The sequence below is a fragment of the Fodinibius salipaludis genome, assembly GCF_002287075.1.
Classification (GTDB): Bacteria; Bacteroidota; Rhodothermia; order Balneolales; family Balneolaceae; genus Fodinibius; species Fodinibius salipaludis.
Genome location: NZ_NSKE01000003.1, coordinates 302,931 through 329,004 on the forward strand (window position 1 = coordinate 302,931; position 26,074 = coordinate 329,004).

Annotated in this window: 23 protein-coding genes; 11 read left to right on the forward strand and 12 right to left on the reverse strand. The window is 42.4% G+C overall.

What is annotated here, in order from left to right; genetic code table 11:
- The first annotated feature begins 26 nt into the window (after positions 1-26).
- The 3 genes from CK503_RS05565 (at position 27) to CK503_RS05575 (ending at position 5,173) form a co-directional block, all read left to right on the forward strand.
- Positions 27-917 carry a DMT family transporter gene (locus tag CK503_RS05565; RefSeq protein ID WP_255233337.1) on the forward strand — a complete coding sequence of 297 codons (891 nt, stop codon included), beginning with the start codon at positions 27-29 and terminating at the stop codon, positions 915-917.
- A gap of 111 nt (positions 918-1,028) precedes the next feature.
- Positions 1,029-3,449: a TonB-dependent receptor plug domain-containing protein gene (locus CK503_RS05570; protein WP_095605806.1), complete on the forward strand. Its 2,421-nt coding sequence runs from the start codon at positions 1,029-1,031 to the stop codon at positions 3,447-3,449.
- 194 nt (positions 3,450-3,643) lie between these two features.
- Positions 3,644-5,173: an MltF family protein gene (locus CK503_RS05575; RefSeq protein ID WP_095605807.1), complete on the forward strand. Its 1,530-nt coding sequence runs from the start codon at positions 3,644-3,646 to the stop codon at positions 5,171-5,173.
- Here the strand turns inward: CK503_RS05575 and CK503_RS05580 are convergent.
- From CK503_RS05580 to CK503_RS05600, 5 genes are all read right to left on the reverse strand, one after another.
- A complete protein-coding gene (locus tag CK503_RS05580; protein ID WP_255233338.1) occupies positions 5,166-6,899 on the reverse strand; it encodes a SpoIIE family protein phosphatase in 1,734 nt (577 codons plus the stop codon). The two genes, CK503_RS05575 and CK503_RS05580, sit on opposite strands and share 8 nt — an antisense overlap.
- Positions 6,900-6,903: 4 nt before the next feature.
- Entirely contained in the window at positions 6,904-7,323 is a 420-nt protein-coding gene (locus tag CK503_RS05585; RefSeq protein WP_095605808.1) for an ATP-binding protein, read from the reverse strand.
- 5 nt (positions 7,324-7,328) lie between these two features.
- A complete protein-coding gene (locus tag CK503_RS05590) occupies positions 7,329-7,691 on the reverse strand; it encodes an STAS domain-containing protein (protein ID WP_095605809.1) in 363 nt (120 codons plus the stop codon).
- 345 nt (positions 7,692-8,036) lie between these two features.
- Positions 8,037-8,966, reverse strand: a complete 930-nt coding sequence (locus CK503_RS05595; RefSeq protein ID WP_095605810.1) for an alpha/beta hydrolase — start codon at positions 8,964-8,966, stop codon at positions 8,037-8,039.
- Positions 8,967-9,064: 98 nt separating this feature from the next.
- Positions 9,065-9,562, reverse strand: a complete 498-nt coding sequence (locus tag CK503_RS05600) for an SPOR domain-containing protein (RefSeq protein WP_095605811.1) — start codon at positions 9,560-9,562, stop codon at positions 9,065-9,067.
- A 360-nt stretch (positions 9,563-9,922) separates the two neighbouring features.
- Between CK503_RS05600 and CK503_RS05605 the strand changes: the two genes are divergently transcribed.
- The 3 genes from CK503_RS05605 to CK503_RS05615 are packed head-to-tail and all read left to right on the forward strand — an operon-like array spanning position 9,923 to position 12,704.
- Positions 9,923-11,365 carry an ABC transporter permease gene (locus tag CK503_RS05605; protein ID WP_095605812.1) on the forward strand — a complete coding sequence of 481 codons (1,443 nt, stop codon included), beginning with the start codon at positions 9,923-9,925 and terminating at the stop codon, positions 11,363-11,365.
- A complete protein-coding gene (locus CK503_RS05610; protein ID WP_095605813.1) occupies positions 11,362-12,411 on the forward strand; it encodes an ABC transporter ATP-binding protein in 1,050 nt (349 codons plus the stop codon). The genes CK503_RS05605 and CK503_RS05610 overlap by 4 nt, the downstream gene beginning before the upstream one ends.
- A 14-nt stretch (positions 12,412-12,425) precedes the next feature.
- Positions 12,426-12,704, forward strand: a complete 279-nt coding sequence (locus tag CK503_RS05615; RefSeq protein WP_095605814.1) for a GlsB/YeaQ/YmgE family stress response membrane protein — start codon at positions 12,426-12,428, stop codon at positions 12,702-12,704.
- 61 nt (positions 12,705-12,765) lie between these two features.
- On the opposite strand, the gene CK503_RS05620 is transcribed toward CK503_RS05615, so the two are convergent.
- The 6 genes from CK503_RS05620 to CK503_RS05645 form a co-directional block, all read right to left on the reverse strand.
- Positions 12,766-13,290: a hypothetical protein gene (locus CK503_RS05620; protein ID WP_095605815.1), complete on the reverse strand. Its 525-nt coding sequence runs from the start codon at positions 13,288-13,290 to the stop codon at positions 12,766-12,768.
- Between the two features lie 89 nt (positions 13,291-13,379).
- Complete coding sequence (locus CK503_RS05625) at positions 13,380-15,776, reverse strand: DUF5686 and carboxypeptidase-like regulatory domain-containing protein (RefSeq protein ID WP_095605816.1); 2,397 nt, start codon at positions 15,774-15,776, stop codon at positions 13,380-13,382.
- Between the two features lie 134 nt (positions 15,777-15,910).
- Entirely contained in the window at positions 15,911-16,597 is a 687-nt protein-coding gene (locus tag CK503_RS05630) for a TIGR04283 family arsenosugar biosynthesis glycosyltransferase (RefSeq protein ID WP_095605817.1), read from the reverse strand.
- The gene (locus tag CK503_RS05635; RefSeq protein WP_095605818.1) at positions 16,594-17,220 is read right to left on the reverse strand and encodes a TIGR04282 family arsenosugar biosynthesis glycosyltransferase; all 627 of its coding nucleotides are present in this window, start codon (positions 17,218-17,220) and stop codon (positions 16,594-16,596) included. The genes CK503_RS05630 and CK503_RS05635 overlap by 4 nt, the downstream gene beginning before the upstream one ends.
- Positions 17,221-17,234: 14 nt before the next feature.
- Entirely contained in the window at positions 17,235-18,284 is a 1,050-nt protein-coding gene (gene arsS / locus CK503_RS05640; protein ID WP_095605881.1) for an arsenosugar biosynthesis radical SAM (seleno)protein ArsS, read from the reverse strand.
- Between the two features lie 67 nt (positions 18,285-18,351).
- Positions 18,352-18,687 carry an arsenosugar biosynthesis-associated peroxidase-like protein gene (locus CK503_RS05645; protein WP_095605819.1) on the reverse strand — a complete coding sequence of 112 codons (336 nt, stop codon included), beginning with the start codon at positions 18,685-18,687 and terminating at the stop codon, positions 18,352-18,354.
- 276 nt (positions 18,688-18,963) lie between these two features.
- Between CK503_RS05645 and CK503_RS05650 the strand changes: the two genes are divergently transcribed.
- The 3 genes from CK503_RS05650 to CK503_RS05660 all read left to right on the forward strand — a co-directional run bounded on the left by CK503_RS05650 (position 18,964) and on the right by CK503_RS05660 (position 21,597).
- Positions 18,964-19,293: a hypothetical protein gene (locus CK503_RS05650; RefSeq protein ID WP_255233339.1), complete on the forward strand. Its 330-nt coding sequence runs from the start codon at positions 18,964-18,966 to the stop codon at positions 19,291-19,293.
- Positions 19,290-20,765 (forward strand): dihydrolipoyl dehydrogenase family protein, encoded by a 1,476-nt coding sequence (locus tag CK503_RS05655; protein WP_095605821.1) that lies wholly within the window; start codon positions 19,290-19,292, stop codon positions 20,763-20,765. The genes CK503_RS05650 and CK503_RS05655 overlap by 4 nt, the downstream gene beginning before the upstream one ends.
- A gap of 184 nt (positions 20,766-20,949) precedes the next feature.
- Positions 20,950-21,597 (forward strand): LexA family protein, encoded by a 648-nt coding sequence (locus CK503_RS05660; RefSeq protein WP_095605822.1) that lies wholly within the window; start codon positions 20,950-20,952, stop codon positions 21,595-21,597.
- A gap of 145 nt (positions 21,598-21,742) precedes the next feature.
- Here CK503_RS05660 and CK503_RS05665 read toward each other — a convergent pair whose 3' ends face one another.
- Positions 21,743-22,390 (reverse strand): CPBP family intramembrane glutamic endopeptidase, encoded by a 648-nt coding sequence (locus tag CK503_RS05665; protein ID WP_095605823.1) that lies wholly within the window; start codon positions 22,388-22,390, stop codon positions 21,743-21,745.
- Positions 22,391-22,548: 158 nt separating this feature from the next.
- Between CK503_RS05665 and CK503_RS05670 the strand changes: the two genes are divergently transcribed.
- Together CK503_RS05670 and CK503_RS05675 are read left to right on the forward strand one after the other, a co-directional pair.
- Positions 22,549-23,907 carry a M28 family peptidase gene (locus tag CK503_RS05670; protein WP_095605824.1) on the forward strand — a complete coding sequence of 453 codons (1,359 nt, stop codon included), beginning with the start codon at positions 22,549-22,551 and terminating at the stop codon, positions 23,905-23,907.
- Positions 23,908-24,036: 129 nt separating this feature from the next.
- The gene (locus tag CK503_RS05675; RefSeq protein ID WP_217988343.1) at positions 24,037-26,064 is read left to right on the forward strand and encodes a S9 family peptidase; all 2,028 of its coding nucleotides are present in this window, start codon (positions 24,037-24,039) and stop codon (positions 26,062-26,064) included.
- Positions 26,065-26,074 lie beyond the last annotated feature (10 nt).

The following is a 26,074-nucleotide window of genomic DNA, read 5'->3' on the forward strand; positions in this document are numbered from 1 at the left end:
TATAATTCCAATTTTATCTTCGCGATATGTCTGAGGAGTATCCAAAAGTAAAAGTACTGGCAGCTCTGCTGGCCGGATTAGCTGCTTTTGGATTCGCTCCCATCTTGGTTCGTTTTGCTTCGGATACCTCTCCCTTGGTGCTGGTCGTTTATCGAACTGTTTTTGCTGCGGCCATGCTGTTTCCTTTTTGGGTTTGGCTGCGAAGTAGCGAACAGCGTTCCGGGAAGGGCAAAGAACGATTATGGATAGCGCTATCAGGTGTATGCCTGGGATTGCACTTCACGTTCTGGATTTCTTCTCTTTATTATACCTCTGTTGCTTCGGCTTCCGTACTGGTAACCATCCACCCTATCATCATGATACTGGTTGAGCGCCTTTGGTTTAAGCGAAGCTTTGCACCATCTACTTGGATTGGGGTAGTGCTGGCATTTTCGGGATCTCTGTTGCTGGGGATCTCCGATAGTCAGATAGAACAGGATTTTGCCGATCCGCTATTCGGCAATTTTCTGGCATTGATGGCTGCTATTATTTTTGTAGCGTACCTTCTTATCGGTCAAAAAATCCGTAAAAAAAGAGAATGGATTGATTATGTCTTTCCGGTATACTTCTATGCGGCGGCGGCCTGTATATTAATGGCCGTTGTGATGGGTAAAAACCTGCTTGATATTTCTATAATTGGAGTTTGGGCTGGAGCTGGATTGGCTTTTGGTCCGCAGATACTGGGCCATGGCTCGATGAATTATGCCGTAAAATATGTTTCGCCTACCTTATTGTCGACACTCATTTTGGTAGAACCATTGTTAGCATCAGTGTTGGCATTTCTCCTATTTTCCGAGTTGCCTCCAATTGCTTCAATATTAGCGATGGTTATTATTTTGGCGGGCGTTGGTTTAACATGGCGTAGGGCGGCTAAATAACCCGCCTGTTAAGAATTGTAAAGAGTGGTGATATCGCATGATTATAGTATTTACCTTTCCGTATTTGGTTTCTATTATCAACAGCATTTAGAATTAAGAAACAAAAAATTAATGACATTGAGATTTTGGGTATTGTTTGCAGCAAGTTTGCTACTTTATACTGTTGACCTATCAGCTCAAACGGTGAAGGTGGTTGATGAAAATTCTCAGCAGCCAATTATCAACGTATATATATTCAACAACGAGCGAAATAAAATGGTATCTACCAATAAGGAGGGGGTTGCTCGAATCGAAAAGTTTTCTGTAGATGATACGTTGAACTTTCGCCACCCTTCCTATCAAAAATTGGTGCTTTCTTATCAAGAATTGAAAGGGCAGGATTTTATGATACAGCTGAAAGGACAATCAGTTTTAATGGATGATATTTATGTGTCAGCCAGTAAACGAGCCGAGGATCGTACAAAAATACCGCAAGCCATTACCCGGATTGATGACCAACAGGTAGCTTTTAATAATCCTCAAACTTCGGCTGATATTTTAAAGCACTCTGGAGAGGTGTTTGTTCAAAAAAGTCAGATGGGCGGTGGAAGTCCCATGATGCGTGGATTTGCGGCCAATTCAGTATTGTTGGCTGTTGATGGAATAAGGATGAATAATGCGATTTTTCGAAGCGGGAATTTGCAAAATGTTATTTCAATAGATCCCAACGCGATTGAAAATACGGAGGTACTGTTTGGGCCCGGATCGATTATATATGGAAGTGACGCTTTGGGCGGGGTAATGAATTTTCAGACTATATCTCCGGAGTTATCATTTGATGACAGCACTATTGTAAATGTCAATGGGATGACTCGTTATAGTTCTGCCAATAATGAGCGTACAATTCATGCTGATGCATCCGTTGGATTTGAAAAGTGGGGAAGCACAACGAGCATTACCTATAGCAGTTTTGATGATCTGCGATCGGGGAGCGATTTTTATGATGAGTTTCCCAATTTCGGTAAGCGGAAGGAGTATGTGATTCGGCGCGACGGTTTTGATGCGGTTGTTCCCAATGATGATGTAACATTGCAGCGCTTTTCGGGATATCAGCAATTAAATCTGATGCAGAAAATCCGTTATAAACCTAATGCTAATTGGGATCTGTCGTATGGATCTCATTTTGCAACGACTTCAGATATTCCGCGTTATGATCGACTAATACAGCGTGAAAATGGTGATACAGGACAATTGGTCAATGCAGAGTGGTATTACGGGCCGCAAATTTGGATGATGAACACGCTAAAAGCTGATTATTTAAGTGCAAGCAATTGGTTTGATAATTTGACGACTACATTTTCTCATCAATGGTTTCAGGAGAGCCGTAATGATCGGGACTTTCAGGATAATTGGCGCCGAAATCGCGAAGAGAATGTGAACGTTTATATCGCTCAACTCGATTTTGATAAGCATTTCGGTGATGATAAAGAGCTGTATTATGGCATTGAGGGCATCTATAATTATGTAGGATCTGATGCGAAATCGACCAATATTGAAACTGAAGATGTGCGTCAGGTAGCTACCCGGTATCCCGATCAGGGAAGTAATCACACACAGCTGGCAGCCTATGTTAAGTATGAACAGGATTTAACCTCCAATCTTACAGCTATACTCGGCACGCGATATAGCCACGTTATGCTGGATGCCGAGTTTAGTAACGCGTTTTATGATTTCAATTTTCAAAACATCTCGCTGAATACCGGGGCGCTCAGTGGTAATGCGGGGTTTACCTATCGTCCGGCTGATGGATTGCAGCTGAATCTAAATGCTTCTACCGGTTTCCGTGCACCTAATGTTGATGACGTTGCCAAAGTATTTGATTCCGAGCCGGGCACCGTTATTGTCCCCAATGCCGATCTGGGCTCAGAGTATACCTACAACCTGGATTTTGCCGTCATTAAAACATTTGGAGATATAGCTCGCTTTGAGGTGAATACTTTTTACACCTGGCTTAGAGATGCGATGGTACGGCGCGATTTTGGGGACTCTTTTGGGCAGGATTCTATTATGTACGATGGGACGTTGAGCAATGTAGAAGCCGTTGTTAATGCCGGAAAGGCGTATATTTACGGCGTAAGTGGTAGTTTCTCCTCGGATATGGGAAGGGGATTTTCTTTCGATTCCCGGCTGACGTTTACCGAAGGAGAAGATAGGTCGAATAATGAGCCAATGCGCCACGTAGCGCCACTATTTGGTATGGCTTCTGTTAAATATGAGATCAAAAAAATGTCTGTGGAGACGTTTACCGAATTCAATGCAAAGAAACCTATTTCCGACTTTTCTCCCTCAGAGCGCAATAAACCTCATCTTTATACTCCGGAAGGAACACCGGCTTGGGCTACATTAAATTTGAGAACATCATATCAGCTTAGCAAAGATATAACACTCAATTTACAGGTAGAGAATATCTTAGATAAGCATTATCGTCCCTATTCTTCGGGTATAAGTGCTCCCGGCAGAAATATCGTTGTAGCATTGCGCGGACGATTTTAGTAAACGTTTTTTGTCATTTCACCGTTACGGAACATAGGGCGAGACTTGTTAAAGATTGGTTAATGAACATTAGAAATTCTTTGAAATAGCCGATCTTTCAAGAATTTTGGGTATTTTGCACTCAAGAAATAAAATATACGTTGGTAAAAATATTTGCATATAGGATTCATCTGGCGTTAACCAATTGATATATTATGCAAAATAAGACACTCGTTCCGTCAACAATACGTAATACTGTTGTGGGTGCTCTTTCTGTATTATTTATTAGTACAGGATGTATAAACACTGATGACGTTGATCCATTCGTTGATGGAAGTACACAAAAGGGGTTAAATGTTACGGTAACCGAACCTATTGATCGAGACTATTCTGATATAAAACAGGATGGGACGATCAAAATGATTACCCGGTATAGCTCCAATACATACTTTTTACATCAGGGTATTGAATGGGGATTTGAGTATGAGTTGGTACGAAAGTTTGCCCAGGAACACGACCTTGCATTAGAAGTCGTTGTGGTTGGCCCCAATGAAAACCCCTATGATTTGCTTAACAGCGGAATGGGAGATTTGATTGCTGCTAATTATACAGCTACTCCGGAGCGGAAAAAGTATATCAAGTTTACGCGGCCTTATAATCTGGTTGATCAGGTATTGGTTTTTTCGGATGGAGTAGAAGATCCTCCGGAAACGATTGAAAAAGTTGCAGAACGTGATATCCCTATTACCGTTCGCCGGAATAGTTCATATTACTACCGCTTACAAAGTTTAAGAGATCAGGGGATTAACTTGGTAACACGGCAGGTACCAAATACCAAAGATACCGAGTCACTTCTATTTGAAATATCGAACAATACGCATTCGGCAACCGTTGCAGATGATAATATTTTTAATGCCTCTAACAGATATATGCAGGGATTGGTAAAGGGACCAACCATTGCCAAGAATGACACTATTGCGTGGGCGATTCGCAAAAATGCCAATGATCTTGAAACAGAGTTAAATCGATTTTTGTATAAGCATTTTCGCTTTGGGAACGAGGGAGAGGATCCCAAACGATCGACTTTTTTAAATATCTTGCGAAAACGATATTTCGAATCGGGACAGCAGATTGCGGAATATTATAATCCTGAAATGTCGAGTCGAGGATCGGGTGTTATATCACCCTATGATGATTTGATTAAAGAAGTTGCCGATTCTGCCGGTGTTGATTGGCTGCTGGTATCTTCTATTGCGGCGCAGGAGACGAAATTTAACCCTAAGTCAAAAAGCTGGGCTGGGGCAGTGGGATTAATGCAGGTTATGCCGCGATTTTCTGAGGTCTCAAATGAAGAGGATCTTTATGATGTAGAGACGAATATAAGAGAGGGGGTCCGTATTATTAAAGAGCATCTTAATCATTATTCGTATATGGACAGTACCAACAAATGGTCTTTTGCTCTTGCCACGTATAATGCCGGTCCGGGTCATGTTGCAGATGCCCGTCGATTGGCTATTGATCAGAATAAGAACCCGAATGAATGGGAAAATGTTGAAGCTGCTCTTCTTAAATTAATGCAACGAAAATATTATAAGGATGCCCGTTACGGCTTTACGCGTGGTATCGAAACGGTACGCTATGTCAAAGAAATTAAGAACAGGTACAATACCTACGAAAGCATCTTGACGATGTCAGAAAGCGATGAGGAGGGGACAGTTCCCGGAGTAATGGGGTTATTTAATTAACCTTGATAACAATAATAGTGACATCGTCGTGCTGAATGTCTTTTGAAAAGCTTTTGATATCTTTAATTATTGCCTCTTGAATCTCTTCAGAGGAAGAACCTCGATTCTTTTTAATGCACTCAAAGAGTTGTTCTTCGCCATATTCTGCTGACTCACTTTTGTTTTTGGCTTCTGTTACCCCATCCGTATAAAAAACCAAAAGATCATCTTCCCTTAGGGTGATTGTTTGCTCCTCATAGGGCGTCATTGTAGACATGACTCCTAATATTAGCCCTCCCTCTGTAAGCTCCTCGACTTCATCCTCGTGTGACCTCAGTAAAATTGGCGGATTATGTCCGGCATTAACAAACTGAAACTGGTAATTATCGGGATTAAAAATACCCCAGAAGAATGTAATAAATTTATCACTGGGCGTATTTTGATAGATGATGTCATTGATTTGTCCGGTGGCTTCACCCAGCGAAATATCGACGGGCAGTAATACATGTAACATTGCTTGCAGGTTGGCCATCAGCAGGGCGGCAGGCATACCTTTCCCGGCTACATCACCGATTGCAAAGAGGAGTCTATTTTCGGGAGCTTCTAAAATGTCAAAGTAATCTCCTCCCACCTGGTACGAAGAGATGTTACTCGCAGCAATATCAAGCTTATCACTATGTGGGATCGGATCGGGAAGTAGTCCTTTTTGGATCCCTTTCGCAATATTAAGCTCTTCCTCCATCCGCTCTTTTTCAATGCGTCCCTCGAGAAGGTAGGTTTTTTGGATAGAGAGTACAGCAAGGTTTCCGAGTGATTGCAGAAAATTATAGTCGGAGCTGCTATATTCTTCTTCATTAGCGCGTGCTCCAACACCAACAAGGGCTACACGCTCACTTTGGAATTGAAGCCCGATAAGTGCTTTGATTTCATTTTCTGCTAAAAATGGAATTTCCTTTTCTAAGGCGTCATCCACTTCGGTAAGATCTTCGTCCAGCGAAAATAACTGTTCCATCTCCTCCTCAGAGAGTTGACCGCTGATGCCACTGGTAGCCATTACTTTACGCTCATCTTCATGCTCAAGCACAAAAAAGAACTTGCGGATCAGCATTTGCCCCAGCATGGCAAACTTAAAAATGCGGATAATTTCTTCACGGTCTACAAGGATATTAAAGTCCTTGCTGAGGTCAAATAGTGTATTTAGTTCATATACTTTGCGATCCAGCATGCGGTTGATACGCCGCAGCTCAGTAAACATTTTGGAGTTGGCAATAGCAACTGAGGAAATGATGGAGAGGCTTTCTACAAACTCAACTTCATGTTGGTTGAGCGGTTGTTTGTTCCCTTTAGAACCGAGGCATAAAAAACCAATATGGTCGTTGCTGGTCTGCAGGTTAAAAAACGTACAGTGTTTGTCATCTTCAATGAGTTCGGGCATTTCAAAATCATCAACGCCACATTGTATCACCGACTGTTCTTGTACTTCTTGATCCCAGTCAAAAGAAATAGTTTGACCTTCTTCGGGGCAGTTTCGTCCTTTTGATTTAGAAATGATATAATTGTCGGCCCCGGGCTGATATAACAGAATCATGCCCTTACTCACCATCAGTTTACCCATGGTGATGAGTAAGAGATTATTGAGAACAAAATCCATGTCTTGAGACTCAATAAGCATTCGGGAAGTCTCAAGAAGGGTTTTTAACTCAAATCTGGAATGGCCTTCATCATGTTTGTTGGAAGAGCTGCTCAAGGTTTTATTTGGTTTTTGTCATCCTGATTTCGTTCACTGAACCTTCAGTGTGGTATTCGACGTCATCCATAAGTTTTCTAATAAGATAAACCCCGACACCGCCTCGCTTTTTCTCTTTAATTTTTTGTCGAACATCGGGTTTTGAGTAGCTGCTGGGATCAAATGCATCCCCGGTATCCATCAGAGAGATCGAGAACATGCTACCGTTGTAGCCCAACTCAATATCTACCGTCTTTTTTTCATCATGCTTATAAGCATGTTTAATGATGTTTGTATAGGCTTCATCCACTGCAAGTTGGATATCAGCAACATCTTGTTTGTTAAACCCAAATTCCTTGGCGTGTTTGGCAATAAAATCCCGTACCTCAGCCAAGTGCTTGGTAGAAGCCTGTACAGAAATACTATATGTAGTAGATTTTGCCAAGGTAATTATGATTCAGCTTCGTCGGTTTCAAACTTTTTGATAGCATCAGTTTCGTCCTCCAAGATGTCGTAGAGCGAGGGAAATCCCAGCAGGTCGAACACGTTGTATACTTTGGGATTCATATTTGTAAGTTTAATGTCTCCACCCAGTGAGCGAACATCCTCAATGTATGCCATAAATACTCCCAGGCCTGCACTTGCGATGTAGTCTAATTGCTTGCAATTGACAATTATTTGGTGCTTCTCTTGATCTATTAGTCTCTTAAGAGAATCCTCTAATTGAGAGGCCGTATGAGCATCCAGCTCACCGCATAGCTCCAGAACATCATAGGACTGAACTTCTCTGTGATTAATTTTAAAATTTTTCATTACTGCGGATTTGTTGTTAGAAAACTATTCCCTATATGTATAGAACGACCAAACATAAAAAAATTTATGAACATGGTACGCAAAAATGAGTAAATGCCTAAAATTTATCTGGAGTGGTATAAGCCGATATCCAACATCATAAATTTATATTGTGTAAGGCTTACGGATAGAAAGGGAAAAGGATTCAAAAAAAAATAAGGCCTCACGAGTATCAGTCGTGAGGCCCTGACTATTCATCAAGAGAGACGCTACTTGAGCGCAATTCAATATACATCAATTTCAAGGTATACTACAAATATTTTGCGGATTTAAAGTTGTAAGCCCATTCGGAAATACTTCTCAACTCTATTTATTGCTATTTTTATGGGAGTCAAGGCTTTTCAGAAATTTGTAGCTGTTATCGATAACACCATCAGTAGATTTTGAGACCAGCGAATTGCAGATAACATGACTTTCAGCCTCGGGAAAGTTCGAAATATGAAGTAATTCTGTGCGAGTACCTAAGTTTTGGACCATTTTTTTTATGGCAGAGACGGAAACTACGGTATCCTGTTCGTTCTTATTTTTGTAGTAATAACCAACAAAAGTAGGATGTGATATCTTTTTAAAAAGATCTGTTGTCATATAGTGTTCAACAAAGGCTCCCAGCTCCAAAGCACCTGCAAGGGCATAGCGCTTATTCCAAATCTTGTCCTCGGCAAAAGTCGTATTCTTAGTTGTAATAAGATGTTTTTTACCGGGAATAATTCTTAAAGCCTTTCTGCTTAGTTTATTCGTTAAAAGTTTTGCGTTTATTCCATAAAAATCGATTAAAGGAGAATATAAAATAAGAGATGAAATCTCATTTTGATATTCAGGTTTCGAGGCCAGATAGAGGGCAAGTGATCCACCGGTTGAAGTCCCCATCAAAATAATTTTTTTGCCAATACGCTTGCCTATTTCAAAAGCAAAACGAGAAGATCGGAGCATCTTTTCTTCAGTTAGATTTAGTAATGGATACTCGCTTTTGATCCCGTGTTCTTCCATCCGGCTTAAAAAAAGATTGCATCCAAATGTTTTAGCAATCGTTTTATGAACGGGATCCCCTTCAGGATGTGAGGCACGAAAGCCGTGAAGATACACAATCGCGTATTCTGTTTGTTTTGGGTCTTCCGGTGAAGCCCAGACTATCTGTGCACTTGTCCCTCTTTTCAGATCAAACTGTGACTCTCGTTCATTCAGAAAGTCCTCAAGCTCGTAAAGGTTGTAAGGTATTTCAGAAAAATTGTCTTTCATCCGGGTTATAATTTTATCTGTGACTTAATCAGAATTGAAAATAAAAAAGCACCGCAGAGTTAACTACGGTGCTTTTTCCTAAAATGTTTATGCTTCTTTTACTCTTCCTTTTCTTCTTTAGTCATCGAGATCCAGGATTTTTCATTATGATTACGCATCAGCTTATCCTGCAGTTTTTTGGCCATGTCTTTGGTGGCAACTCGTCCTAAGCGTACGCGGAACCAGATATTCCCGGTTTCTTCATTACCCATTTTAACGACATAAGCATTTTCGTAGCCGCGGTCGACCCATTTTTGAATTTGTGCTTCAGCTTTATCTTTTGATCGCCATGCCTCGACCTGAACTGCAAATGCTCCATTGCTGTCATACTCAATTTTGTTGCGCTTTTGTTCTTTTTTGGCAGTCTCAATGCTATCTTGACGAGCCTGCTCAATGCTATCCTGTCGCTGCTGTTCAAGACGCTGTCGTTCAACTCGTTCCAATGAATCTTGGCGTGCCTGTTTTCTTTGTTGAATTTCTTCTTCACTCGGACCGCAGGCTTGTAACATACTGATCGCCATTGCCGAAGTTATGAGAAAAATAACTACTCGTTTCATAAGCCTTGTATTGTTAATGTATTGGGATGATTTTTTTAGCTTTTCAAGCTTAATTGTACTTAAAAAAAGGATTGGCACAAAAATAATTAAATAAAAAGATCATTTTAAGTTTTTTTTGGTAGTATCTGGGCCTTGAAAAGCTGTAATAATTTACGGTTAACGGTTGCTATCAAGGATGTTTCTATTTAGATTTGATCTAAATTTTTCACTTCTCAGAGAAGGATAAGCACTATTATAGGCACAAAAGTAAATAGTAAATCGCCCCCGTGGTACCTGTTACTTACTGCGGGTGTTATTGCAGCAGGTGTTTTATTACCCCTTGTTTATTTATTGATCAGGGCTTTTGATGCGTCCCCGGAAATGCTTAATAATGTCGTTTTCCGGACGAGAAACCTATATCTGCTCGGTAATACCTTGTTATTAACATTCGGCGTGTTACTGTTAGATATTCTGATAGCCTTGCCGTTGGCCTATTTGTCGGTAAGGGTTAAAATTAAAGCTCGAAAATTTATTACCATCTTGGGAGTTCTTCCCCTTGCTATTCCCGGTTATGTAATGGCTTATGCATTGTTAGGGCTCGGTGGATATAATGGCACTTTTCAGGCTTGGTTTGGATGGACCATACCACGTATTAATGGATTTTCCGGATCACTCATCGTATTAACACTCTGCACGTTCCCCTATCTGTATTTGAACCTTCGCACTGCGTTGGCAGGTATGGACCGCTCTATTGAGGAGGTTTCTCGTTCCCTGGGGCATGATGCTAAATCAACATTTTTTAACGTAATATTACCCCAGCTTAGGCCGGCCTTATTGGCTGGGTCATTATTGGTGAGTTTGCATGTTATTGGTGATTTTGGAACGGTTTCACTGATGCGGTTTGAAACCTTCAGTTACGCTCTTTACTTGCAATATATTGCGGCCTATGATCGTATTTATGCGGCCTGGTTGGCGCTAATGCTCTTGGCTCTTACTACTGGAGCATTAGTATTAGAATATAAGATGCTTAAAAAAGCGATTTTTCATCGGCTGGGACGCGGGGTTTCTAAAGCCAAAAGCTATTTAGAGTTGGGGCCATGGGCTGTTCCCGCTTATACTTTTGTGGGAATACTATTTTTAGTAGCTATAGTTTTACCAGTTTCATCTATTGTTTTTTGGCTAAACCAAACAGCTTTTGCCTCTGTGGCGGGCAATTTATATGAAGCATTTTTGAACTCTGTTCAGGCATCGGCCCCGGCAGCGGTACTTACAACCTTGATGGCATTGCCATTGGCATATATTGGTGTTCGGTATAAAACGAGGTTAAGTAATCCTATTGAGCGTGTTGCTTATTTGGGCTATGCAACGCCGCCGCTGGCATTTGCACTGGCTTTTGTATTTTTCTCGCTGCAGGTTTCCAGTGTATTATATCAGTCGTTACTATTATTGGTGATTGCCTATTCCCTGCACTTTTTGGCCGAGGGAATAGGACCGGTACGCAGTGCGTTATATCAGGCCCCCGAAGATCTCGAGGAGGCGGCGCAGTCGTTAGGGTATTCGTCAATAAAATCATTCTTCAAAGTAACCCTGCCGTTGTTGAGGGGTGGAATTATTGCGTCGGCATCTTTGGTTTTTTTATCTGCAATGAAAGAGTTGTCAATAACGTTCTTATTATCACCAATAGGGTTTGATACCTTGGCCTTGAACGTTTGGTCATATACGGGAGAAGCGATGTTTGCTGAAGCGGCTCCCTTTGCATTGTTAATTTTGTTATTTTCGTCACTGTTTGTGGGATTTTTGTTTACTAAGGAGCTGAAAAAATGATGAGTGATCTACTTACCGTAAGAAATTTGACGAAATCCTTTGATGAAAACGGTCCGGTTGTAGACAGACTGGATTTTGAGGTCAGGGAGCATGAAATATTTGCTATGCTGGGACCAAGCGGTTGTGGTAAAACGACGTGTTTAAGACTTATTTCAGGATTCGAAGATGCTGATAAAGGAGAGGTTCGTTTGGACGGTGAGGTGCTGGAATCTCCTCAAACCCACGTAGCCCCACAAGATCGAGGTATTGGATTTGTTTTTCAGGATTATGCACTGTTTCCTCATCTTTCGGTGCTTGAAAATGTAGCATTTGGACTCACCGATATTCCCAAGCACAAGCGGCTTGTTTATGCCGAGGAGGTTTTATGCCGGACGGGAATGGGCGATTACAAAGATCGTAATCCCAGTGAGCTTTCGGGCGGTCAACAGCAGCGGGTGGCGCTGGCACGGGCAATAGCTCCTAAACCCAAGCTGGTACTTCTGGATGAGCCGTTCTCTAACCTCGATGCGATGTTGCGCGACTCAATGCGTAAAGAGGTGCGTGAATTGCTTAAAAAAGCGGGAATGAGTGCTTTGCTTGTTACCCACGACCAAGAGGAAGCTCTTTCATTTGCAGATCGTATTGCGGTGATGAACGATGGAAAAATTGAGCAGATCGGTACGCCCGAGGAAGTCTATTATAACCCGAAGACAAAGTTTGTAGCACAATTTCTTGGTCGAACTAACCTGTTTCATGCGGATGCACAAGGAGGATCGCAGGTAGCTACAAAGCTGGGACCAATGAACCTAAACTGCAACGCTTGCGGACGTGTACTTTGTTCTATTCGGCCTGAGCATTTAACACTTGAGAAGCCCACTAATCAAAAGCCGGAAAATGTGGGTACGGTATTAGGACGCGAGTTTAAGGGGCATGATATTACCTATCACGTGCAGCTGGGCGAAGAGAAATATTTGGTACATACCGATAATCGTGTGCTGTTTGAACCTAATGATGCCGTAGTTATTAAACCCCTTGAGTCAGCAGTAATTTTGGATGAATCCGATTAATAAAAATTGATTATATGAGCTTTCTATTACTACTCGTTATTGCTGCCATTTGTGGGGCAATAGGTCAAAGTATAGCAGGTTATTCGTTGGGCGGCTGTCTGATTACAACCGTGGTGGGATTTATTGGTGCTTTGATTGGTAAGTGGCTGGCTGCGGAAATGGGACTTACCTATATTCTTCCCATTGAAGTAGGTGGGGAGACGTTTCCAATCATCTGGTCTATACTGGGGTCAGCAATATTTGCAGTTGCTATAGGATTATTATCCCGAGGGAAAAGTCAACTAAAAAAATAGCGACTTTTTCTGTGAAATGGTGGTGTGTTGAGCCATCCAATGCTTGCCTGTCTGCTAAGACTTATTCCGGAGCAGAAAAATCCTGGTTAAAGGGATTATTATTAAATCCGGGTTTGATTTTTACGAATCCGTGAGCTGTTGCATTGTGGCAGGAATTACAGGAGTCGACAAGATCAATTGTTTTTTGTCTAACCTCATCCCAGTTTTTGTTGGCCAATGCTTTTTCTACGGGTTCCACAGCAGGATCAAACATCATTGTCATAAACCTTTCAATATCATAACCTTCGTAGCCCGGGATGTTCTCTTTAATACCCTCTGAAGATGCTCTTACTTCATGAAAATAAAAGGTAGCCAATTCATGATTTTTTGCTTCAACGGCCAAAGCATATTTGTGCAAATATGTTTGTAGCTGTCCCATTGCATCGGCAAGCTCAGGTGTATCTTCCTTCGCTTTTTGTGCTTCTTGCTGGGAAGCCGAACTATCATTATTAGGTTGTTCGGTTGTGCATTGGATTGTTATAAAAGCACAGAAAATGAAGGTCAAACCCAGGTAAAGGGTTTTTGCCGGACTGATTTTATCAAACATTATTTGAAAATATATTCACTATTTAAAATGAGTCTAAGTATATAAAAAAATGACTAAAGGTGGAACCCAATTTCAATTTATATTAATAGCTAAAATAGCCGCGCTACACTGATGTTGAGTAGAATGGCGGGTTGGTCAATGCGCGTGGCCAGATCTATGCGAAATAGTCCCAATACACCATTAAATGATGCTCCTACCTCCCAATGAGTTCCTCTGGTTTGTTTTGGTTGATATCCCGATTGAGATAAGAAATTATCGTTATGTAGCCAGGTTTTAGCCATTCCACCAAATATTATAAAACTGATGTTACGATCTGTCAGCGCCTGTAGTCCTATGAGTTCAAAGGGGATAGTGCGGAAATTGTGTTCGGCATTTATGGACAGGTATTGTTGTCCTTGATAGGGACGATTTCGAATTGTTTTCATGACCCCATAAGGAGCTGTATAACCGATAGCACCGTCTACGATACCCCATTTTTGCGGAGGAAGACTTCCGCTGTAAGTTCCTCCTTTGATATTGAAATCGAGTGTGTTGGCTAAAAATCGTCGTTGATAAAATGTGGGTAATGACCAAGAAATGAATCCGGTGTACCGCGTAAACTCATAGTTGCTGCCGAGAGCCATTGAGGAATGTTCAACGGTAAATTGCACTTTTTTCTGTGCTGTCGCTCCAAAGTTATAACCCTCGTCTACATTATAGCCTGTCGTAACATCAATAGATTTTAGTGTTCCTTCCGGGATGGGGGGATTGGGTCGAAAATTGTTTGATTTGCCCAGAATATCATAAGCGGTTGTTGTTGGCAGGGAAGTATGGTTTTGAAGATTGACCCCCATTTCAAAAGAAAGGTTCTGCGGGAGATCCCATCCGGTAAAGAATCGAACACCTTCCGACCGATAATAGTCAAAGTAGCCTTGGTTCCCCAGCAGGTTGGGGATAATGGTGTAGTAGGAATTATAGATGTGGGAGTGGTACCGGGTTTCTGTACCGGCGCGATAATCACCGCCAATCGTTGCCGATCCCCAATCACGCTCAAGCCATTCAATGGTGAGTCCGCCGCCGTAGTTCCATTTGTGGTAGCCGGTACTGTACCCACCTTGCCCTCGAAGGGTAAGCCAATCGGTGGCATCAATATCATAGCGTAATCCTAAAAAAGCTTGGTCCACGCGATTATACCAACCATTAGGGGTGAAATTGCCAGGCACATTATCTAAAAAATTTAAAGAGCCGGAGTCTGACTGATAATCTTCATCTTCCTCGTCTATAAACTTAGCTAAAAAGCCGCTTGGCTTGAATGCTTTTTCGAGCGTAGCAGTGCTATCAAGGGTGGCATAGGCCTGTTCTTCTTCGGATGATAACGGGACAGTATTAACTTGCTGAGCGATCAGCGAATCGGATTGAACGGTAGTACTGTCAACGCTGAATTGATTTCCATTTTTGTAAAGGGAATCGGGCATTGAGGTATTGACCTGATAGTTGGTGATGCGGGAAAGCTGTTTGAATTTGATGGTTGGAAAATCAAGTCCTACCATTTTTATTTTGATATCACCCCCGATACGTACGTCAACAGGTAGCCAGAAATCCTGACCAAAATTATTGAATTGTTGTTGGTATGAGGTGCTGAATGATTTTATAGGGGGTGGAAAATTCACCACATCATTTGGAGCCAAATCGACTTCGATCAGGGCGTATTCATCTGCAAGTACATAGGCGGTACCTTCAAACAGAGGTTGAAGTTTTTTGGCGGGTGTTACCTTAATCTCATACACGGTTTGATTGTCGAGCGAGGTTTGGTCGACCAGTTTAAAATCATAATAATCCGGTGCGTCGGGATGAGTAATGCCCACCAGTTCGAATTTTGCAATTTCAATATCATCATCATAAAAATTGGGCAGGTAGCTAACGCCTGCAAAGTTTGCACTGGCCTCAATATTGGCGGTCTGACGTTTGGATTTTTGGACCTCGCGGTGACCTTTTTCTTTGTCCCAAAATACTTCTGATACCGATTCGCTGATAGAAACAATAGCAGTATCATTGGACAGTGATTGTCGGGTATAAGCCTCGGCGCGATAGGTTTTGAGCTGTTTGCGCCATTGTTGCTTGCGCTTTATAACTTCGCGCATAATACGCATGCCGGGATCTTCGTCCGTAACTACTATTTCCTGCATTTCGGTTACTGACGGTTTTAATGAGATGTTTTGCTTTGCTGATGAGCTTTTGGTAATTGTCAGCTGTTGGGTTTCATACCCGATATAGCGAATAAGAAGCGTAGCCGGCAGCAGAGAGTCGGGAATCGTCAAAGAAAAATTGCCATTACTGTTAGTGATGGTACCGTGGTACGTATCTTTAATCAGAATATTCGCAGAGGGGAGCGTTTCTTGTGTTTGGGCATCGGTGACGGTTCCGCTAATTGTTTTTTGCGCCTGCAGGGATGAGCATATAAAAAGCAGAAAAAAGAGTACAGGTACGAATGTTCGTGTTACGAGCATTGATCTATTTTTGGGTTGAAAACAACAACAGAGTTGTACTGATATTGCTGTATTTTGTTACAGGACATATCCTTTAAGCTTTTCTAACGTATTATAAATGTAAAAGAATTCGATTTTCAGGGGAAGGGCACTTCTTAATTAATAAGCTTTTCATAGATTTTAACCAGCTTTTGTTGGCTAAAACCCAGGTAATAGAGCGAGAGAATTAGGGTAAAGACCAGCTGTAGTTTTATAATTCCGTTATCTCGGTATTTTTGTGCAGAGGTGGTGACAGCCTTGTCAAAAATGGTAAAGGAAGCGTTTTTCTTGATGCGGCGGAGGAATTCCTGGTCCTCCATTACGATATGATCTTCTCGGTATCCTTGTAGTTCGTGAAATGTATCCTTGGTGATAAATAGACTTTGATCTCCAAAGCGAAAAAGATCAACATCAAAGCGAGTGAACCAACCGTAAAACCGTAGCAGAAAATGATCATCGTCAAAGCCGAGTTGAAAGCATCCGGCCTGATAGTTTTGGTCAACAGCTTTTTTTATAACGCTGTCAAAGTTTTTGGGCGGATGGGTGTCAGCATGCAGAAAATAAAAGATCTCTCCCTCTGCATGTTTTGCTCCGGCATTCATCTGTGCCGCACGACCTTTCTTGGGACTTTCGAGTGTTTGAGCACCGACGGTGTTGGCTCTTTCAATGGTTTGATCGGTACTTCCCCCGTCAACAACTAAAATTTCCTGAATTTGACCGTTGCTATGCTGCCGTACCTTTTTAATGGTCACGGTTATGGAATCGGCTTCATTAAATGTGGGAATAATAACGCTGATGCTCATGAATCAGTAAACATATTTGAAGCTTTGAGGTCTGCTTCGGTATCAATATCGTTGAGAACGGGCAGTTGGTTGTAAGAAATATTCAATTCTTCAAATTGTCGGATAGTCTCTTCAAAAACAGAAGATGTGCTCCAGGGTTTATCTTCAAAAAGGGAGGAATAAAAGTTTGTCATTCCCAACAGATAGTAGCCGCCGTCGCGGGCGGGTCCAATAACGGCCTGATGATTATTCAGTGCCCGAAAACTTTGTTCAATCAATTGGGGGGTTAGAGCACTGCAATCACTTCCGATGATCACCACTTTTTGATAGTTATCGGCAAAAGCTTTTTTGAATGCATGTTGCATCCGAAGGCCGAGGTTGTCTCCCTTTTGGAGGCGTTTTTCGTAATTGCCCTCAGACCAAATATCATTGTCGTTGATAAAGCAAGAGTACCATACCTGCTTGGATATATGCAGCTGATCAGCAATAGATTTGGTTATTTCTAAAAGCTTGTGATACACCTGTAGTGCTTTTGGATTGCCAACGGTTTTGGCAAGCCTGGTCTTTACCTTTCCTTTTTCAGGATTTTTGGTAAAAATGATAAGTATTTGATCGTTACTTGAATTGTTTTTCTGTGATCCCATAAAAAGATTACTCCTTAGGTTGTAGCGCCTCCACAACTGCTTCCATCTCCGGCCGTACAGCCAAAGCAGTGTTGGTTAATCTTAATATTCCGGTCATTAAGCTTTTCTTCATTCCACTCGCTGATATGCTTCGGGGCTTCATCTTCCACCGGCATTTCCAGCATCTGGTTAAAATCGCAGTCGTAAAGCGTACCGTCCCAGCCTACCGAAATGGTATCGCGGCACATGACCCCTTTTGCAGCAGCGGGATTAAAGGAGGTAATCAACCGATCCATATATTCATCCAGGTTGTCGGATTCCAGCAAGAAGTTAAGATACCGGCTAATGGGAAGGTTGGTAATAGTAAACAAATTGTTGAAAACAATGTCATGCTTGCGGTCGAGTTGACGCTTAAATTCTTTTTCGAGGGATTCTTGTCCGCCGGGTAAGAAAGCTCCTGTGGGATTGTAGACGAGGTTCAGTTCCAGCCCGGTTCCCTCTTTGCCGTAACCGATTTCGTTGAGTTTTTTAAGGGCTTTAATAGAGCGGTCGTATGTGCCCTCTCCTCGCTGACGATCAGTCCGGGATTTATTATAAAAAGGCAGAGAGCAAGTTACCTCCACGCCATGTTCGGCAAAAAATTCCGGCAGCTCCTGATACTTGGGAGCCGTAGTTAAGATCGTCAGGTTTGATCGCACAATGATATCTTTTCCAAGTTCAGAAACCTGTTCGACAAACCATCGGAAATGAGGATTCATTTCCGGTGCGCCCCCCGTTAGATCTACCGTTGTAGCATCCGAGTTCCGTAGTGCTTCAAGACACTGTTCGAAAGTTTCTTTTGTCATGATCTCGTCACGATCCGGTCCCGCATCTACATGACAGTGTTTGCAAGTCATGTTGCACATGTATCCCACATTCATTTGGAAGATTTCGATACCGGTGGGACGAAGAGGAAAAAGGTCAATCTCTTCAAGTTTTTCCTTGAACTTAGGTTGCTGTCGCAGTGATTCTGAATAATTATTGAGTACATCTAACTGATAAGTCGGATCAGAAAGGTCGTGATTAAGGGTTTTAAGTGATTTGATCATAATGCGATGTATACGCTAAAATACTTTGGACTTAATATATGTTGTCAATGGATCCTAAAACAAATTACATGCTCAGATCTTTGGTTTTATTCATCATCTGTATGCCGTGTACAAGTGATGAACCGCCACGAATAGCTGAAGCTACATGAACCGCTTCCATCATCTGCTCTTCACTCGCTCCTTTTTCCAGGCTTTCCGTAGTGTAGGCGTCGATACAATAGGGACATTGCACCGTATGGGAAACCGCGAGGGCAATCAGTGCTTTTTCACGAGCACTCAATGCTCCTTCTTCAAAAACAGCCCCATAATAATCAAAAAATTTCTCGGCTAACTCAGGGCCAAATTCTCCAACATCTTCAAACTTTTTTAAATCCTTGGGATTGTAATAGCTGTCACTCATAATAAGTATGGTTTTAATTTTATATTACTGTGTGTTACAGGTGTAAAAAGCAACGAAATAAAGACTATACCAACTGATAGACGATGTAGAAAATTTTGACGAGTATAGATTCTTTCTTCTTACGATTTTTAATGATCATAGAAGTATGCAACTAAATATGAGAAAAAGTAATTCGTACAAAATAAATCACAAATAGTAAGAAGCTGCTTGAATGAAGCATCTAAGTAACCTTGGCATTTATAAGTAACTCAGTTAATAAAACTTGCAGGTTATAGTTTGATATTAGAAACATTACACGAGTGGATGATGGGATTGTCGGCTGATTATAGCGTTAATCCCTATATATTTGCGGCTATTTATGTGGGAGCTATTCCTTTCTTTATGGGATCCGTAGCCTGGATCATCAGAAATTTAAAACGAAGCAAGCCAATAGCGTTGCCGGTTATTTCTACGGGATTCTGTCTTTCCTCAGCTTATTTATATCTGTTAACAGCCGGTGAAAATATTCCTTCGTGGGTTTATGCAGTTGTTATATTGTTGCTTGTGTATGGACTTTACTCTACCTATCAACGAATTAAGGATAAACGAAAAGACAGTACTATATGAAGTACGATTATGATTTACTGGTAATTGGCGGTGGGGCCGGTGGGCTTACTGCAGCGGGGATGGGCGCAAATTTTGGAGCGAAAACATTAATGGTAGAAGCCGACAAGCTGGGAGGTGATTGCACGTGGCACGGGTGCATCCCAAGTAAAACATTGCTTCATCTTTCGAAAGTGGCGCACAATGTGAGTGAAGCTGAGAAGTTTGGGTATCAAAAGTCACAGGGATTGGATTTTTCGGCGGTAATGGAGCAGGTCAGATCCAAGCGGGAAGAGGTCTATGAAGAAGCGGATGACCCGGATATCTATCGCCGGATGGGCGTAGATATTGCATTCGGGCGGGCTTCATTTGTGGATGATCATACTGTTGAGATTGTAAGCAGTGAAGAAAATAAAAAGGTATCGGCGCGGTATATCATCATCGCGACGGGGAGCAAGGCCATGGTCCCTCCTATCAAGGGGATTCAAGAAATATCATATCATACCAATGAGACAATTTTTGAGCTCGAAGAACAACCGGAGAGTTTAGCAATTATCGGAGCAGGTCCCATCGGTATTGAAATGGCACAGGCGTTTCAACGTCTGGACACGGAGGTTACGGTTTTTGATATGCTTCCACGGATACTTTCCAACGACGATGAGGAGTTCGCCGGAATGCTCCAAGAGTATTTGGTAAATGAGGGTATTGATTTTAAGCTTTCGGCGGATGTAAACAGGTTATCTGAAGCTACCGGTGGAAATGTTAAGATTGAGACAGAAATTAATGGAGAATCATCAACTTGGGAGGGAAGTGAAGTACTTATTGCTGCCGGACGTACGGCCAACTATGAAAGGTTGCAATTAGAGAAGGCAGGAATCCATCATCAAAAAAGCGGTATCACTGTGGACGACCGGTGTCGGACAAATATAAAGCATATTTATGCGGTGGGGGATGTGACGGGACGATATCAGTTTACTCACATGTCTGAACATATGGCCAAAGTTGCAGTAACGAACGCACTGATTAAAATACCGAAGAAGATTGATGAGAAACATGTGCCGTGGAGTACTTATACCGATCCCGAGTTGGCACATGTAGGAACAACAGAAAAAGAACTGAAGGAGAACGGGATGTCATACAAAACCTACCGTTTCCCGTATAATAAAATTGACCGAGCTATTACGGATGAGGCCACCGAAGGAATGATTAAAGTTTTTGCCAAGGAATGGAACGGAAAAATATTGGGAGCTACCATCTATGGGAGGCAGGCCGGGGATCTTGTTGGGGAATATGCACTGGCGATGCGAAATGGAGTAACACTCAGAAATATTGCCGATACCATACATCCATATCCCACATACGGACTCGGTATCCGCAGAGCGGCAGATCAGTGGTATGTTCAAAGTCAGTCAACCTGGATGGTTAAACTGGTAAAATGGGTGTTCGGTTACCGGGGAACAGTCCCGGATTTAAGTGATGATGATCGTATTGTTTAGTTGGGGATATACAAAAAGCCCGCCCCTCCGGGCAGGCTCAATGTAACTCTCTCTTGATATTATTCAACGGCTTATCTGTTGGTAAGACCACTGGCAAAGGTGATCCTTGCAAAATTTTTCCTTTTCATATTTTTATACATTTATTTCATGCATTTGTTCATGTTATTTTGTATAATTGTTTCTTATGAAATCACTTACCGACAAACAGCGACACCTTTGGGAATATATTTTAACCTCTTACGAAGATTACGGGCAGTTCCCCAGTTATGATGATATGCAGCAGGAGTTTGGATACAGTTCCTCCAATAGTATCTATCAGCACTTGCAGGGACTTACCAAGAAGAACTATTTGACAAAGCATGGTCGGGGCCGTTACGATATTCACCCGACTAAACGAAATGAATTGAGTGGGTTTTATCCGGGCATACCCGTTAAGGGACGTATTGCAGCCGGGGCTATGCATGAAGCTATCAGTGAAAATCTCGGGCACTTGCCGGTGGAAATACATCCTGAAAAGTCAGATCACTATTTTGCCCTAATTGTAGATGGGGAAAGCATGATTGATGCTGACATCCGTGACGGTGATTATATTATTATTGATCCTCGTGAGCCCAAAGACGGAGAAATTGGTGCTATTCGCTACCGTGGTGAAACCACCTTAAAGACGATTCGAATAAAAGATAATGGAATTACCTTGCAACCGGAGAACCCATCTTATGAACCTATCGATATTACTCCCGATGAGTGGGAGGAGATAATGGTTTACGGAACTTATGTTGGCAAGGCTTGGAAAAACGGGGACGATTGGGGAGTAATATTTCGATCCGGATAATCTATTTATAGGAGTATAATTCTGTTGGAACCCATCGTAAAATAGTTGGGTTTTTTGAGGATTTTCTTTCAGGTGAAATTATCAGGGGCAATGGACTTTTAGTACAGATTTGTGCTGGTTTTACCTGATATTCATTTCGGAATATTTATGATTTCTTATCTGATAAATCTGTACGATTGGATTCCATGCTATTTTTATTCTGCACTAATTGTAGCATAATAATATCATAAACAGCGTGGGCAGTCATGGCGGCGATAAGTCCGGCGTATTCAAAAAGGTAACCCAGCATCATGCTGAGGCTAAACATCATCACGCCAAAAATAATGTGGCCTATTGAAGTGAATTTAAAGTACCCGTGGATGCCAATGAAAATTGCCGAAGTAATCCATATACCAAGAATTGGCTGAATGGCTCCTCGAAAAAGCAGCTCTTCTCCTGCTCCCGCAAAGGCTGATAGTTGTGCACGATCAAAGTTAGTGAGCTTCATTTTGGAAATGGCCTCTATTATATAAAAATCATTGAGCACATCAGCTACCGGCGGACGCTTAATAATGAATCCAATGATGCTCGCTGCCAATGCTCCGGTTACAATACCAATAGAAAGCTGAAAGCTCGTAGTGTAGCCGTGGTCGAAAGCGGTATATAAGTTTCCGTCGCGGAGAAATTGAAAAACTAGAATGGTGATTAACAGATAAGCAGTGGTAGAAAGAACGGAGAGTAACAGTAACTTACTGCCGGTGATTTGAGGTTCGTTGTCGGTTGCAGGTTGTTTTTCAGTGTCTTGCGTGACCATGAAATTGTGATCAGTGTGATTTTTGTAAGCTCTTTTGAGGTATAATATCAATTCAAAAGTATTAATTTGTAAAACCAATTAGCATAAAAGTTTGAATTATGTAAGTTGGAAATTCTTGTCAAGATCTTTCAAAACCTTAGAAATAAATATTTGATATTATGAAACGATTGTTGCTCTTACCTTTACTTGTATTGTTTGTGTATCCGCATGGTACACAGGCGCAGGATCTTACGATTGATCCCCAGATGTATGACATTATTGATGCCGTAAGTGCCGATAGGTTGGAGTCAGATATTCGAACGCTGGCCAATTTTGGGACGCGTCATACGATGTCTGATACCACTTCGTCGGAACGCGGCATTGGTGCGGCTCGCAGGTGGATTAAGCAGGAGTTTGAGAAGATCAGTGAAGAGTGTGGGGGCTGTTTGGAAGTTCGCGAGCAGCGTACTCTTGTTGAAGCCGATCCCGACGGACGTATTGATGAGGATACTTGGGTGGTTAACGTGTATGCTGTATTAAAGGGCAATACGCACCCTAATCAGTATGTGATTATGAGTGGTGATATTGACAGTCGGGCTTCGGATGTAATGAATGATACCATTGATGCACCGGGTGCTAACGATAATGCTTCTGGCATGGCTGGAGCGATTGAAGCGGCGCGTGTGCTGTCAAACTATGAGTTTGAAAGCAGTATTATCTTTGCCGGTCTTTCGGGAGAAGAGCAAGGACTTTACGGCGGACGTCATATGGCAGAGATGGCCAAAGAAAAAGGTTGGGAAATTATCGGTGTACTCAATAATGATATGATTGGAAATATTGCAGGTATTGACGGAGTAATTGACAATCGTGAGTTTCGCATTTTTTCTGAGCCCTATTCTTCGCAAGCCAGTGAGCGCGACTTGCAGATGAAGCGCTTCTACGGTGGAGAAAACGATGGTATTTCACGTCAGCTTGCACGCTATATTTACGAAACGACCGAACTTTATATGCCGCAGATGGATCCAATGCTGATTTATCGATTGGATCGCTTTGGCCGCGGCGGGCATCACCGGCCGTTTAATGAAGCCGGTTTTGCAGGAGTTCGTATTATGGAAGCTCACGAAAATTATATTCAGCAGCATCAGGATATCCGCACTGAAGACGGTATCGAATATGGCGATGTAATTGAACACGTTAATTTCGATTACGCTAAGAAGTTAACGGCTGTGAATGCCATTGCGATGGCCTCTTTGGCGAAGGCACCGCCGGCACCAAAGAATGTAGAGATTGGTGGGGCGGTACAGCCGTCGACTACGCTGCGCTGGGAAAAGCCCGACAGCGATTTAATTAAGGGATATAAAATTTACTGGCGTCCAACTTCTAAGCCGCTTTGGGAAAGCCAACGATATGTAGGCGATGTGAGCAAGTTTACACTCGAAAATATCGTTATCGATAACTACCTTTTTGGGGTTTCGACCGTCGGTAAGAATGGACACGAAAGCGTAGTATCATATCCTTCGGGTCTAATTCGCGATTAACTTTGTGTTTCTCCCACTTGATGGCTGTACTTGCCATCTAATGGGTTAGAAAGGTTTAAAAATCCACATCCTGAATTTGTTTAGGATTTGTTCACGTAATAATTTTTCTATCACTAAAATTATATAAGTATGAGAAAACAAATATTTACAATTTTAATTGCGGTAATGGCTTTTTTGTATTGTGATCAGGCCATAGCCCAATCGGATGTTTTGACGCTTGAAAATGTTTTTGATCTGGAATACGTGTCTGATACGCAGATTTCCCCGGATGGTGAGCAAGTCGTCTATCAACGGAACTTTATGGATATCATGGAAGACCAGCGACGATCAAATCTGTGGATTGTGAATGCTGACGGCAGTCGGCATCGTCCGCTGACGTCGGGCAACAATAATAACTTCTCGGCCAGATGGTCGCCCAGTGGTGATCGCCTGTTGTTTGCTTCTACGCAGAGTGGTTCCAGCGAGTTGTATATGCGTTGGATGGACACCGGTGAAACTGCTAAGATTACAAATTTGACACAATCACCCGGTTCTATAAGCTGGTCTCCGGATGGGGAATATATTGCCTTTACGATGTTTGTCCCCGCCAGTGAAAAGCCGATGGTTTCGCTTCCCGGCAAACCGAATGGGGCGAACTGGGCCGATCCTGCAAATGTGATTGATGACTTGGAATATCGTCGCGACGGTTCTTCGGGATTTGTAAAAGATGGGTTTACGCATGTTTTTGTGATTCCTGCCGAAGGAGGAACGCCTCGACAGATTACGGAAGGAGATTATAATCACAGTTCTCCGGAGTGGACGGCTGACGGGAAGCATCTTATTATATCATCAAACCGAAAAGAAGATTGGCAGTATAATGAGCGTGATACCGAGCTCTATAAGGTTTCAGTTGATAATGGTGAAATGACGCAGCTTACAGATCGGCGCGGACCGGATTACGGAGCAACGGTTTCGCCGGATGGTGAACAGGTTGCCTATCTGGGATATGATGATAATATGGATAGCTACCAGCTAAGTAATGCCTATCTGATGAATATGGATGGTTCCAGAAAGCGAACTTTGACAAATGATTTTGATCGTAGCGTTAGTAATCTGCAATGGGCGGAGGATGGAAACGGCCTGTATGTTCAGTATGATGATGAAGGAAATGGAAAGGTCGGATTTATTTCGTTGAATGGATCTTCCAATGTGCAGAAAATACTGGATGATCGTGGGGGTACAACAATTGGACGTCCTTACGGTAGCGGCTCATATTCTGCTGCAAATGGTCAAATAGCATATACCTATGCCACGCCGTATCATCCCGGAGATGTAGCGGTGGCTGATCGTGATGGAGATATGAAACGTCTAACCCATGTAAATGAGGATTTGTTTGGACATAAAACGCTGGGTGAGGTGGAGGAAATCTGGTATGAATCGTCTCACGATGGGGAACAGATTCAGGGATGGATTATTAAGCCGCCGAACTTTGATCCGGATAAAGAGTATCCGATGATCTTGGAAATTCATGGCGGTCCGCATACTAATTACGGGGATCGCTTTACGGCCGAACTGCAACTGATGGCAGCCCAGGGATATGTGGTAGTTTATACTAACCCGCGGGGAAGTACCAGCTACGGTAAAGCATTTGGCAATTATATCGACAAAAATTATCCCAGTGAAGATCACGATGATCTGATGTCGGGCGTTGATGCAGTAATTGATAAAGGTTACGTAGATACTGACAGCCTCTATATTACCGGGGGCAGCGGCGGCGGTGTATTGACGGCCTGGGCCATTGGCAAGACGGATCGTTTTAATGCTGCAGTAGTTGCCAAGCCGGTAATTAACTGGTACAGTTTTGTATTGACGTCGGATGGGTCTTCGTACCACAAATATTGGTTCCCCGGCTTCCCTTGGGAAAATCGCGATCATTACATGGATCGTTCACCGATTTCGTTGGCAGGGAATGTAACAACGCCGACCATGTTGTTAACAGGAGAGCAGGACTACCGAACGCCGATGTCAGAGACTGAACAGTATTATACGGCACTACAGTTGCAGAAAGTGGAGTCGGCTATGGTTCGTATTCCCGGCTCGGGACACGGTATTGCCAGCCGACCAAGCAATTTGATGAGCAAGGTTGCACATATTCTGGAATGGTTTGGTGATCACTAACCGTTTATTT

Bases quoted from the DNA above. Each gene is read 5' to 3' on its own strand.
- CK503_RS05665 (WP_095605823.1), bottom strand. From the start codon at position 22,390: ATGGTCACGCAAGACACTGAAAAACAACCTGCAACCGACAACGAACCT.
- CK503_RS05565 (WP_255233337.1), top strand. From the start codon at position 27: ATGTCTGAGGAGTATCCAAAAGTAAAAGTACTGGCAGCTCTGCTGGCC.
- CK503_RS05635 (WP_095605818.1), bottom strand. From the start codon at position 17,220: ATGGGATCACAGAAAAACAATTCAAGTAACGATCAAATACTTATCATT.
- CK503_RS05625 (WP_095605816.1), bottom strand. From the start codon at position 15,776: ATGCTCGTAACACGAACATTCGTACCTGTACTCTTTTTTCTGCTTTTT.
- CK503_RS05600 (WP_095605811.1), bottom strand. From the start codon at position 9,562: ATGAAACGAGTAGTTATTTTTCTCATAACTTCGGCAATGGCGATCAGT.
- CK503_RS05615 (WP_095605814.1), top strand. From the start codon at position 12,426: ATGAGCTTTCTATTACTACTCGTTATTGCTGCCATTTGTGGGGCAATA.
- CK503_RS05660 (WP_095605822.1), top strand. From the start codon at position 20,950: ATGAAATCACTTACCGACAAACAGCGACACCTTTGGGAATATATTTTA.
- CK503_RS05605 (WP_095605812.1), top strand. From the start codon at position 9,923: ATGCTTAATAATGTCGTTTTCCGGACGAGAAACCTATATCTGCTCGGT.
- CK503_RS05655 (WP_095605821.1), top strand. From the start codon at position 19,290: ATGAAGTACGATTATGATTTACTGGTAATTGGCGGTGGGGCCGGTGGG.
- CK503_RS05595 (WP_095605810.1), bottom strand. From the start codon at position 8,966: ATGAAAGACAATTTTTCTGAAATACCTTACAACCTTTACGAGCTTGAG.
- CK503_RS05610 (WP_095605813.1), top strand. From the start codon at position 11,362: ATGATGAGTGATCTACTTACCGTAAGAAATTTGACGAAATCCTTTGAT.
- CK503_RS05670 (WP_095605824.1), top strand. From the start codon at position 22,549: ATGAAACGATTGTTGCTCTTACCTTTACTTGTATTGTTTGTGTATCCG.
- CK503_RS05590 (WP_095605809.1), bottom strand. From the start codon at position 7,691: ATGAAAAATTTTAAAATTAATCACAGAGAAGTTCAGTCCTATGATGTT.
- CK503_RS05645 (WP_095605819.1), bottom strand. From the start codon at position 18,687: ATGAGTGACAGCTATTACAATCCCAAGGATTTAAAAAAGTTTGAAGAT.
- CK503_RS05570 (WP_095605806.1), top strand. From the start codon at position 1,029: ATGACATTGAGATTTTGGGTATTGTTTGCAGCAAGTTTGCTACTTTAT.
- CK503_RS05620 (WP_095605815.1), bottom strand. From the start codon at position 13,290: ATGTTTGATAAAATCAGTCCGGCAAAAACCCTTTACCTGGGTTTGACC.
- CK503_RS05675 (WP_217988343.1), top strand. From the start codon at position 24,037: ATGAGAAAACAAATATTTACAATTTTAATTGCGGTAATGGCTTTTTTG.
- CK503_RS05630 (WP_095605817.1), bottom strand. From the start codon at position 16,597: ATGAGCATCAGCGTTATTATTCCCACATTTAATGAAGCCGATTCCATA.
- CK503_RS05575 (WP_095605807.1), top strand. From the start codon at position 3,644: ATGCAAAATAAGACACTCGTTCCGTCAACAATACGTAATACTGTTGTG.